This window comes from Listeria costaricensis (assembly GCF_900183385.1).
GTDB classification, from domain to species: domain Bacteria; phylum Bacillota; class Bacilli; order Lactobacillales; family Listeriaceae; genus Listeria; species Listeria costaricensis.
In genome coordinates this window covers 150,592-162,510 of sequence record NZ_FXUT01000008.1, presented here as the reverse complement: position 1 = coordinate 162,510, position 11,919 = coordinate 150,592, and the positions used below count along the sequence as shown (strand labels likewise).

At 41.0% G+C, this 11,919-nt stretch carries 9 protein-coding genes; all 9 read right to left on the bottom strand.

From position 1 onward, the window contains the following. Window positions 1-22 precede the first annotated feature (22 nt). Complete coding sequence (gene gap / locus CS921_RS08025) at window positions 23-1,033, bottom strand: type I glyceraldehyde-3-phosphate dehydrogenase (protein WP_099222718.1); 1,011 nt, start codon at window positions 1,031-1,033, stop codon at window positions 23-25. Window positions 1,034-1,067: 34 nt separating this feature from the next. Beyond that, window positions 1,068-2,114: a sugar-binding transcriptional regulator gene (locus CS921_RS08020; RefSeq protein WP_099222716.1), complete on the bottom strand. Its 1,047-nt coding sequence runs from the start codon at window positions 2,112-2,114 to the stop codon at window positions 1,068-1,070. 440 nt (window positions 2,115-2,554) lie between these two features. Further along, window positions 2,555-3,898 carry an RNA polymerase factor sigma-54 gene (gene rpoN / locus CS921_RS08015; RefSeq protein WP_099222714.1) on the bottom strand — a complete coding sequence of 448 codons (1,344 nt, stop codon included), beginning with the start codon at window positions 3,896-3,898 and terminating at the stop codon, window positions 2,555-2,557. A 212-nt stretch (window positions 3,899-4,110) separates the two neighbouring features. Beyond that, entirely contained in the window at window positions 4,111-5,217 is a 1,107-nt protein-coding gene (locus tag CS921_RS08010) for a TcaA second domain-containing protein (protein WP_099222712.1), read from the bottom strand. A 69-nt stretch (window positions 5,218-5,286) separates the two neighbouring features. Continuing rightward, a complete protein-coding gene (locus CS921_RS08005; protein WP_162921718.1) occupies window positions 5,287-6,348 on the bottom strand; it encodes a DUF5105 domain-containing protein in 1,062 nt (353 codons plus the stop codon). Window positions 6,349-6,604: 256 nt separating this feature from the next. Further along, complete coding sequence (locus CS921_RS08000; RefSeq protein ID WP_099222708.1) at window positions 6,605-7,663, bottom strand: DUF5105 domain-containing protein; 1,059 nt, start codon at window positions 7,661-7,663, stop codon at window positions 6,605-6,607. Between the two features lie 175 nt (window positions 7,664-7,838). Then, window positions 7,839-8,765: a dipeptidase gene (locus CS921_RS07995; protein WP_099222706.1), complete on the bottom strand. Its 927-nt coding sequence runs from the start codon at window positions 8,763-8,765 to the stop codon at window positions 7,839-7,841. A 63-nt stretch (window positions 8,766-8,828) separates the two neighbouring features. Beyond that, on the bottom strand, window positions 8,829-9,209 hold the full coding sequence (locus CS921_RS07990) for a hypothetical protein (protein ID WP_099222704.1): 381 nt from the start codon (window positions 9,207-9,209) through the stop codon (window positions 8,829-8,831). Window positions 9,210-9,383: 174 nt separating this feature from the next. Then, window positions 9,384-11,918: a WxL domain-containing protein gene (locus tag CS921_RS07985; RefSeq protein WP_162921717.1), complete on the bottom strand. Its 2,535-nt coding sequence runs from the start codon at window positions 11,916-11,918 to the stop codon at window positions 9,384-9,386. Window position 11,919 lies beyond the last annotated feature (1 nt).

The window sequence follows — 11,919 nt, the reverse complement described above, 5'->3', positions numbered from 1 at the left end:
TTACAGCTTATTAAGTTTAAACTTATTTAGCGATTTTTGCGAAGTATTCAAGTGTACGAACAAGTTGTGCAGTGTAGCTCATTTCGTTATCGTACCAAGCAACAGTTTTAACTAGTTGTTTGTCGCCAACGGAAAGAACTTTTGTTTGAGTTTCGTCGAATAACGAACCGAAAGTCATACCTTTGATGTCAGAAGATACGATTGCATCAGCAGTGTAACCGTAAGTGTCTGGATCGCTAGCGTCTTTCATCACTTTGTTTACTTCTTCAACTGTTACTGGTTTGTCAAGAACAGTTACAAGTTCAGTTAGGGAACCAGTTGGAACTGGAACACGTTGAGCTGCACCGTCAAGTTTACCTTTAAGGCTTGGAAGTACTTCACCGATTGCTTTAGCAGCACCAGTAGAGTTAGGGATGATGTTTTCTGCTGCAGCACGTGCACGGCGGAAGTCGCCTTTACGGTGTGGAGCATCTAGAGTATTTTGGTCACCAGTGTAAGCGTGGATAGTTGTCATCAAACCTTCAACGATACCGAAGTTTTCGTCAAGAGCTTTTGCCATTGGAGCTAAGCAGTTAGTTGTGCAGCTTGCGCCAGAGATAACTGTTTCAGTTCCATCAAGAATTTCATGGTTAACATTGTAAACGATTGTTTTCATGTCGCCAGTAGCTGGAGCGGAGATAACAACTTTTTTAGCGCCGCCTTTAAGGTGAAGTTCAGCTTTTTCTTGAGTAGTGAAGAAACCAGTACATTCAAGAACGATTTCAACACCTAATTCGCCCCATTTGATTTCTTCTGGGTTAGGATTTGCAGAAACGACAACTTTTTTGCCGTTAACGTTGAAGTAACCATCGTGTACTTCTACATCGCCGTCGAAACGACCTTGAGTTGTATCATATTTTAATAGGTGAGCCAACATGTCAGCGTCTGTTAAGTCGTTGATTGCAACAACTTCGATTCCTTCTACATCTTGAATACGACGGAATGCCAAACGTCCAATACGTCCAAAACCATTAATACCAACTTTAACTGTCATAAGTCATTTTCCTCCTTGAAAATACGTAAAATTTTTATTTCAAAAGGGTGTTACGCCCTTTTAAAAGCTCATTTGCGGCTCCCTCATCTGTAATTAAAACCGTATTATGCGGAGCACTCTTCATATACGATTTGATTGCCTTCGCTTTCGATTTCCCACCAGCTACGGCAATAATATGGGGAATTTTGTCGAGATTTTCAAATTGCAGGCCAAATGTCGTGACTTTATGTACAACCTCGCCTTGTTCATTGAAATAGTAGCCGAATGCTTCCCCAACGGCTTCTGCTTCTGTAATTTCTTGCATGACATCCTGTCCGGTATGTCTTCGTTTCGCCATCGTCATCGCTTCACCAATTCCATGAACAATCACATTGGCTGACTGCACGAGACTGAGACCTTCTTGAATCGCAGGTTCTTTTAAAAGTGAACGGTAGGCTTCTTCACCAAGCTGTTCCGGTACATAAAGTACGCGGTGTTTTGTGCCGGTTTTAGTGGCCAGTTTGTCACAGATCGTATTGGCTTGATTGTCAAGATCCTCACCAATTCCGCCTCGTCCCGGAACAAAAAGCAGTTCCCTTCCTTTGGCAAAATCCGGTGTCATCATTTCGGCAAGCGTCGCCATTGTCGATCCGCCCATAACGGCTACGATATTGCGTTTTTCAGTGAGTGCGAAATCTAGCTGTTTGACTGCCATGCGTCCCATTTCTTCCCGGACCCAAGGCGCCTCGTCACTGTTGCCCTGAACAACAAGGCATCTGTCGATCTGCAACTTCGCCGCCAGCTGATCCTCCATGCTGTGTAAGCCGGACAACTGGTTCATCACTCCTTCGAGTTCGCGAAACACCTCTAAACCAACTTGTGTAACGGTCATTCCAGAAGAAGCAATATCAATCAGACCCTGTGCTTTTAAAAATTCTACTTCGCCGCGGAGCACCCGTTCACTCATACCGAGCATTCCGGCAAGCGTCCGTCTGCCAACTGGCTCTGCAAAATAGATCGAGCGTAAAATCTGATAGCGTTTCTGCATGATGGCAAGTATGTCGGGTAATAGTTTCTTTTGAATGTTAATTAGATCAGACATTATCATTGCTCCTTACTGCGATGGACGGTTTACGACCCGCTAAGTCATCCCGCGTCCCGATAGAACTAAAAAAAGTAGAGATCAAGGTTTCAAAAATTGAAACAAGCGGTAAATCCTTGTCATTAACTTGTTTGAGTTAATTCCTTTCTCACCTTGTTTTTCACTTTCTGACCTTTCTCTCAGTCCTTGGTTTTTATCGAAGCTAGTAGAACCATTCTCTTAATTACCCTACGCCTTTCATTCTACCAGTATCGCTTGCAATGTTCAAGTCTAAAGTGGGACGTTTATGAAAAAATCATCTTTTTTTCACACTTCCTTAACACTTAAACCCCTTCATATAACTTACTTTCTTTTTATTCCACCCTTTTTCTAAATTTAAACTAAGCAAAAAGACGCATTTTGTCCCACCAATAAATCTAAATGGGGCAAAATACGTCCTGTTAGTCAAATCTTTTTCGCTTGGATGATGCTGGGATTTTAAGTTCCGTTCGGTATTTAGCAATGGCACGTCTCGACACATCAATGTTTTTTTCTGCCAGCAGGTCGACAATTTTTTGATCGGAAAGCGGTTTGTTTTTATCCTCGCCTTCAACCATTTCTTTCAAATAATGCTTGATCGTACTGCTGGAAACATCTCCTTCTTCGCCCGGATCTGCCGTTTTCTTCTGGATTCCCGACGAAAAGAAATACTTAAGTTCGTAAACGCCGCCGCTTGTTTCGATGTATTTGCCATTCACCGCGCGGCTGACGGTCGACTCATGGACATCCAATTCCTCGGCAATATCCTTGAGTGTGAGTGGTTCAAGATGATGGCCTTCCTGTGTGAAAAAGGCCTGCTGATGGGCAACGATTGCTTTTCCCACCCGTTTCAACGTCGACTCCCTTTGCTCGAGACCTTTCATAAGCCAGTCAAATTCACCTGTTTTTTCTTTCAAAAAGGCGGCCACATCCTTCTCCTGCGTCGCCTGCATCATTTTATAGTAGTCTTCCTGAAACCTAAGCTCCGGCTGAAACTGCTTCGCCACGGAAACTTGCAGCGTCTGGCCTTCTTGAAGAAGAATCAAGTCTGGCGTGACATACTGAACGCGTTCCGATTCAAATTCCGCCCCTGGTTTCGGACTAAGTGTTTGAATGTAATCGGAAACCGCCTGGATCTCTGCTAGCGTGACATTCATATCTGCTGAAATCTTTTTCCATTTCTTTTCGGCAAATAGGGTAAAATAATCGCGAATGACTTCATAGGCAATTTCAGGTCCAGCCATCGTGCGGTCAATCTGGAGTAAAATACACTCGCGCGCATCTCTTGCCCCAACACCGGCCGGTTCCATACTTTGCAAAATTTCAAGTCCTTCGAGCACCTGCGCCTCACTTACAAGTAGCGCTTCTTTGACCGCATTCAAATCCGCCGTCAGGTAGCCCGCTTCATCCAGACTTTCAATCAGATAGAGCACAATGATTTTCTGAACGGGTGTCAGCTTCATTAGACTCATCTGTTCTTTGAGCGCTTCGGAAAGGGTCGTTTTCGTGTCTGGCACCTGATCGAGCCAGTCAAAATCTGCCCCGGTATTGTTTTTTCGCTTCGTATAATTGTAATCTGTTGATACATCCGTCCCGGATACCACTTCGATCAGCGGATTTTCCAGCGCTTTATCTTCTAAAAAGGCGGTCAGATCGGCGGTCGTAAATTGCAGCATGGCAATAGACTGCGACAACTGCTGTGTCATAGCAAGCTTCATCGTCTGCTTCTGTTGTTGTTTCTGGACAAAATTCGACTCTAACCTCACAGATACACCCTCCTTTTTTGCTAAACTTCACTACCTTTCATTATAACATGTGAAATTTGAAAAGCCAGCCAGTCAAGCCGAAAAACCGAGACAGCACCCAACGCTTTGCGCATCTCTCCGCTTTTTAAGTTAGGTGAATTTGTTGATGAATTCCATAAAAAAAACTAGGACAAGCACCCCCACAAAGTGTGCCTATCCTAGTTTTTTAAATTCTAAAAATCCGCCTCGCCATTATTGGTCCATTCATAATTTTGAGGATTTTCATGGGCGATTTTGTTGATGTTATCCCCGCCACTTGTATCACTGTAAGTTTCCTCTGCTGAATCAAGCAGCCATTTGTCTTGCTTCGTATCATAAATGAAAATCAGCTCATGCACACCATTTATTTCCAGTTCAGATGAAGCACTTTGATCTTCCACACTAAAAGCAATATTCCCTTGCATTTTAATATTGGCATCCATGCTCGCTTCCCAATCATCTAGCTTTTTCTCCACTTTGATGCTATCATTATTGATTTGAATTTCCTGATAGGCCATATCGATTTTGGTCACAAATGGCAGAATCAACTCTTTTCCTTCTGCACTGGTTTCCCTGTAATCGTCCGTCCCTGTAACAAGTTTTGTTTCATCCAGACCGCCGCCCATAAATTGTGCGTATTCAGTCATGCACTTATCCGCTGTATTGCCTAAATCTTTTTGAAACGACTTATCCTCTGCTAAAACATCGCCCACCTGCAAATCCAGATTCTGATTTTCTCTGACCAGCTGCTGATTTTTTTCATGAACGATTGGCACGTCGATTGAGCAGGCGAGTGTCGCATCTACATCATATTCACCAGGCATGAGCGGGCCGTAACGATCTGTTTTCTTCAAATAAGGAATTTCTTTTTTATTCGCTGAAAGAGACACTTTATCTGCATCTGTTGTGACGGTAAAATACATCGGTTTGATACTGAGGGCATAATGTGGAAAGAAAAGCATATCATGACCGTCTTTTACCAAAGTATATGGAAACTCATTGGAATAAATCGTCTGGTCGGCTTCCGTTTCTTTTTTTAAATTCTTTAGAAACTGCGTCCGATCTTCCGGATTATTTGTTAAGTAATCAATAAATGCCTGACAGCCCGCTTCATCGATTTTGAGCGCCGTATCACTGGTTGTTAAAAGCTGCGTCATTTCTTTGGCATTCTTGTCATCTAGCGCTTGTTTGAATGCTTCGTAGTATGTTGATCTAGAATGCGTCACTGCTCCCCAAATGAAGAAAATGCCTAAAACCACTACCACACCAGCCGCTATCAGCCACCATTTTTTGTGTTTCATTGATGTCCTCCCGTTTAGAAAATCAGTCCCTAAAACCTATTTTCTGTTGTTTAGAGACTGATTTTATTATTAATACATACTTCCCAAAAGTGCAGAAATTGTTCTTTCGTTATTATCGTTTTTTAAGTCTACTGTCCATTTTCCATCTTTCTTTTCAAGATAGAGATAAAGCTCGGATGATTCACTCTTCAAATCAGATTTCTCCAGAATTTCCGCATATTTGGAGAAAGCATATTCTTCACCAGCTTCATAATCATAGTCATCTGTTGACTCTGTGTAGTCATTTTCATACTGGCTATACAGATCGGAAATACTATCCTCAGATAAAGCTTCATCGATTTCAATGCTCAAAGCAGCTTGGTCTTCATATTGGGCAGCCAATTCTATATCTAATTTTGCACGTTTTCCTTGTGTGGAGATAAAGCTATTGAAGCAGTTTTCGTAATCTTCATCACTTAAATCCAGATCATAAAAGAGATAGTCTTCATTTTCTTTTTGATACTCATCAAGTAGTTCAGCCTTTGTTTGTTCTTTATCGTTACCGACTAATTTATCGTAGTTTTCATTTTCTTTTCCTAAAAGCTGTACATCGAGAAAAGCGTTTCCTGCTTTTTCACTTTCATCAAATGCTTTTTTTGAATCTTCATATTGTGTAAGATCCAATGCTAGTTCGACTTCTTTCGTATCGCCCTCATCATTGTATGCTTCATAGACTAATTTATACTCTTTTTTCGGATCGACATTGAAGAAAACCGTCCCTGTCTCAGTTTTATCTGCGCTGATTGTCTCGTAATCAAATGTATCGATTTCATCCCCCGCATATACATCTTCTGGCTTCACTTTTTCGTCACTGCCATCTTCATAAAGCTCAAAATTTTCTGGCATGACATCAAGCTTGCCTTTCCCCGTATTCGTCACTTTGATTGTCAAAGCAAGTGTACTTAGGTCGTCTTCTGCAATTTCTGGTGCAATCGCATAACTGCCATCTTCCACCTTCACCTTTGCAAAATTTGACGTTTCCGCCGTTTCTGTTTTTCCCGTTTCTTTTTCTTTCTCTTGATCTGATGTCCCGCCACATCCCGCTAACATCATAAGACTTAAAACTGCTAAACTCCCTATTACTCTCTTCATTTTCTTCCTCATTTCTTTTTATTTTGTATTCTATTTTATTATAGTAAAATATTGTTCGTATTTCTGTGTCTAAAGTGTGAATTTTGTAGATGAATCACCATTTTTCACTACTATCATGTACTTTTCATCAACAAAAAATCACATAATCTGTTTTAAACGCCCTTTTTCAAATATATTTATGTTTTCAATGCAAAGAAGTAGCTTATTAAAAAACAGTTCTCAAGCCTATAAAATTGCTTAAGAACTGCTTTTTCACTTAATAAATATTTCCTAAAAATGCAGAAATCGTCTGCTCATTGTGCATCTCATCTAAATCAACATACCACTTTCCATCTTTCTTTTTAAGATATAAATGGATTTCATCGGATTCACTTTTAAGTGGTGATTTTTCAAGAATTTCAGTGTATTTTGAATAAGCATATTTTTCGGCTGCATCATAATCATAATTATCCGAAGAATCGATATAATTTCTTTCATACTGATAGGATAAGTCATAAATACTGCTGTTCGATAGAGCTTCATCCAGCGTGATCTCTAAAATCGCCTGGTCTCCATAATAAGCTGACAACTCTGTGTTTAGCTTTGCACGCTTGCCTTGTGTTGAAGTAAAGCTATTGAAGCAATTTTGATAATCCTGATCACTAAGAGTTAATTCTGAGAAGAGCCTGTCTTCATTTTCCTTCTTATACGTCTTTAAAAACTCAGCCTTTGTCTCTTCTTTATCATTAGCAACAAGCTTGGCGTAGTTTTCATTCTCGTTATTTAAGAATTGAACATCTAGAAAAGCATTGGCTGCATTTTCACTCTCTTTAAAACCCTCTTTTGAATCCTCATATTTCGCCATATCGAGCGTCAATTCAACATCTTCATTATCTCCGTTGTCATTCATGGCTTCAAAAACAAGTTTATATTCTTTTTTAGGATCTATGTTGAAAAAGATAGACCCTGTCGTGCTTTTATCCTTACTTAGCGTGTCATAATCCAAAACATTCAGCTCATCTGCATAAACATCTTCAGCCTTGATCTTTTCATCATCGCCTGCTTCGTACAGAACAAAATTTCTTGCAGTTAGACTGAGCTTTCCTTTACTTGTATTCGTCACCTTCATTTTTAATGCAATCGTACTCAGCTCATCCTCAGAAACATCTGGAAGGATGACGTAATTCCCTTCCTGTACCTCTACTTTTGCTAAATCAGTAGAAGCAGTTGTTGCCACTTTGTTTGCGTTCTTTTCCTTTTTTTGATCTGCTGTCCCTCCACAGCCAGCCAACATGATGAGGCTGATAATCGCTAAACTCCCAATAAATTTTTTCATTTTCGCCCTCTTTTCTGCATATTCTATGTTACATATTTAATTATATTAAATTTCTTCTTATATTCCTGTGTACAAATTATGAATTTTATTCTTATTTTTAGATTTTTTATCATATTTACCTATTGAAATAAAAAAAGAGTGCAGTTTCTCTCCTAAAAAGAGAAACTGCACTTTTTTATTGTGGTAAATGATCGATAAAATTCTGATGGGCGAATCCTGCCACCTCTTCTTTTGAAAAGTGCTTTTCGAGTTCGATAATAAAATCCTGATACTTGCCGGCGTCTTCTAGTCCCTTGACATGGGAAGGAATGCCATCAAAATCAGAACCGAAACCAATATGACGAATGCCTCCAAGCTCAGCAATATGATCGATATGACGGATCACATCCTCCATACTTGCCGTACCGCTCTCCGTTGTGAAAAGCGGATGGAAAATGACATGAATCATGGCGTTGTGCTCGATCATGGCCCGAATTTGGTCGTCATCGAGATTGCGAATGTGTGGGCAGATCGCTTTGGCACTCGAGTGGGTGGCGATTGGGTACTCGGCGATGTCCATCACGTCCCAAAAACTCTTAATACTCAAATGGGAGACATCTGTGAAAACCTTTCGTTCGTTGAGTCGCTGGACGATCTGCTTGCCGAATGCGGTGAGACCGGCTCCGCGTGGTTCTTCAACACCATCTGCTGCCAGATTGGCATTGTTCCATGTTAGTCCTACAGAAAGGACGCCTCCGTCAAGCAGCTGCTCTAGGCGGTCCAAGTCACGACCGATTGGCTCGACGCCTTCTAGTGTCAGCGCGGCGGCAATTTTTCCTTCTGGCAGATTGGGAAGATCGGCCCAGCGTTTTAGCGGCTTGATGATGCCATCGCGGTGCAGGATGTGCTGTCTGAAAATATTCCCCTGCTCGACGGCTTTTTTCCATTTTTGCTCGACGGGAACATCAGGATCAAGAAAAATCGCAAAGCCCTGCAAAAGGATGTCCCCCTGAACAAGACGCTCAAAATTCACATCGAGCTCCGAGGAATCCTGAAAGGTTAGCCTTCCTTTGCTGGCTTGAAGCTTATAAAGTACATCACAATGCATATCTACTATTTTCAATTTGCTGATCCTCCTTTTTCATGTGTCAATTATATACCCTTTTAAGCAAAAGTGAAAAAATTTTTACCACGTTTTGCCATCTTTTTCAATCAGTTTTTGCAGGGTCTGTCTGTGCCATTTTCGCCCAAGAACCCGTTTGCTGACCAAATAGCGCGCCTCCTCGGTCTGTCCGTCCTCATCTATGCCTGTAATGGTCAATGTGTAAACCATTCTTTTAGGTTGAAGTTGCATCTGCCGGAGTTTTTCGCTTGCCAGATAGTGCATTTCGGCCTCTCCCAGTTTGAACAAAAAGGTAAACAGACCGGCATCAGTAAAGCCCAAAACCAGCGTATGTCTTGTTCGCATGGTCGGTCCGGCATAAAGAAAATCAATTTTATCTACAGAAAAGTGATTGGTCGCTGCATATTCATGAACTTCATTTTCCAGTCGTTCTTTAAATCCCATTTTCCCACCTCTTTATAGTATCTGAAAACATTATAACATAGCATCAAAATTTTTAGAGATGGAGCTTCTCTGCTTGTTTTGTCATAATTCCCACAAAAACCCTGCCGCCCTTTTTCAACCAAAAAGCCCTGCATAATTTGACTGCAAGGCTTTTGGCTAATTATTTGTTAAAAGTTATGGCGCTTCAATGATGGTCCATTCTAATTCCGTTGTATAGTCATTAGCGAGCGGCTCATTGCCCGCTGTTTGAACAAAGAAACCATGGTTCTGATCCCACTTGATGGTGGACTCATGACTATCTAAACTTGAAGAACTGTAAGAATAAACATCCGTAGGCTCATCAACGACTAAACTAGAACCTGTTGTTTGACCGTTAGGAATGTAGTAAAGCGATTGCTGCAGCTCATCGCCGCCAGACGTGGTAAATTTTTCTGTTTGTGCAACAGACAAGTGCCAGCTTTTTTCACACGCACGTGTGTCATCCACAACTACTTTACAGGAACTACTTTGATTGGCATAACGGGTAGGTGTAGATGGAATGGAATGTGTGCCAAAGTCCAAATCATCTACATGTTTAATCGTCAGTTCCCCAAGCGGAATATCACTTAAAGGAACAAAACCTTCATTTGTTACTTGATACGCTACTTTGTTGTCTTTCATTGCCGGAACACTCGGATGTTCATCATCGTCATTGTATAACTGAGCGGCTTTCGTTTCAACAATCACAATATCTCCATATCGAACATTTTGGCTCGGATAAGGTGTGCTAGAGCTGTAATTTGATTGAAAAGCTGCCGACGTTGTCAAATCATCTGCTGTTTCAAAAACGTATGAATGACTGCCATCTTCTGTATAATTAATATTTCCGGCATCGTTCGTATGATAGTAACTAACTGTAACTGGTCCTATTATTTGATCACTTTTCGTGTTATTCCCATAAGTTGCCGTGATACTTGGTTCACCGCTGTCATGATGCAAGGTTAAGACTGTCCCATCTGTTCCACTTTGTGTTGATGGAATCGCTAAACTATCCCCATAAACAACATTTACAGGTACCGTAACCGTGTCTTGCAAGTCTCCATTTTGAATCACCACTTTAGCTGAAATCGGAGTTCCGCCTGTGATATGCTGCGTGGAAGGGATACCATCTGGCGCAAATCCCACCACATTCGTTCCGCTCGACAAGTTGGTTACTAAATCAGCGGGATCTAGATTTGTTCCTAATGAAACAGTTTGCGGCACAGGGTCAGCTTTAGGGACTTCTCCTTTTACAAAATCAAAGGAAACCTTATTTGATTCCATATTTAACGTGTTCAAACAATACATTTGAATCGTATGCTTCCCTGTTGAAAGAGCTTGAGTGACAGAGCTCGGTATAGTATAGGCCCAGCTGCTGCTAGAATCTGGATAGTCGCTTAAATATTCTACAGGTTCGCCACCATCAATCGAGTAATAGAAATCAGCTGTTTGAGACGTTGAAGAATCCTCCCATGTCCCTGAGATTTCTAACCCCTCATCACCTGTAATTTCAACTGTTGATTGTTGATCCACGGTGATTGTTGGCGGTTCAAAAGTTCCTAGATAGAAAGCAAAGTCAATTGTTCTGCTGTCATTATAATCCAGCTGTTGTTGCCCCCATTCAAGATATATTGCACTATCTGAACCGGCATAAACCGTATCTCCGTATTTTAAGTTATCATCTTCCTTACCAGTGACAGCTCCTGCTGAATTTGACATCATGATATCTCGATTAAAAGTATCAAATATATGGTTGTCATGTACAAAGCCAGCAGCATCATATGTATCACTATCCATAGCCTTACCAGCAGTCCAACTCTCTACATCTTTTGTAAGAAAACTTATTTGATGGGTTCCATCTTCAATAAACATTCCCTTATTATCCCCAATTGCCTTAACTGGGTAGTTCACGTTATTAATTTTCGTATCAAAAGACCAGATAAAGCCAGCATGCTCTGCTTCTTCAAGCGCGTAGCCCCGACTAAGATCTTTTATGGTGGCTGAAACATCAATGATACCATCCAGTCGCGGTGTCAATGTAGTTGTAAGCAAGAAATCATACCCATATGCACCTGATGGAACTGCTAAATTTGTAGTATACGTAATTGATTGAATACTATTTCCAGCTGCATCTTTCTTACCAGTATCGGCCCTTGAACTGCTTTTATATGTTTCTACACTGAGAGACAAGTCATCAGCAGTTCCAGGCGAATAAGCCCGAAGTAGAGTACAGTTGGCATAATTGTTTTTAAAAAATTCAAAATCTACTTTATTGCCATCTTTATCATAATAAGAAGCATATGGCTTAGTTGCTGATGGGTTAGAATTTCCTGAAAATCCATATTCAATTTTTGAGCCATCGCTAAAGCTCATTGTTTCATAATCTATTTTCCCACTTGATTTTAGATTATTTGTTGTTGCAGCGTCCGACTCATTTAATTGAGCTTGCTCCTGTTGCGTATCTGCTGCACTTTCAGAAGGTGCAGTGTTTCCATCATCTGTAGTAGTGGCTGCCGCTTCTGAATCGCTTGCTTCTTGCTCAGCCGATTCTTTCACTACTTGTGTATTTTCTTCCTGTTCAGCAGTTATCGCCTTGTCCTCATCTGTATTATCAGCAAAAGAATACAGTGGAAAGGCCAGCATAAAAATCAGCGCTACGACAAGAAGTGATTTTATATTTGTTTTTCGCATC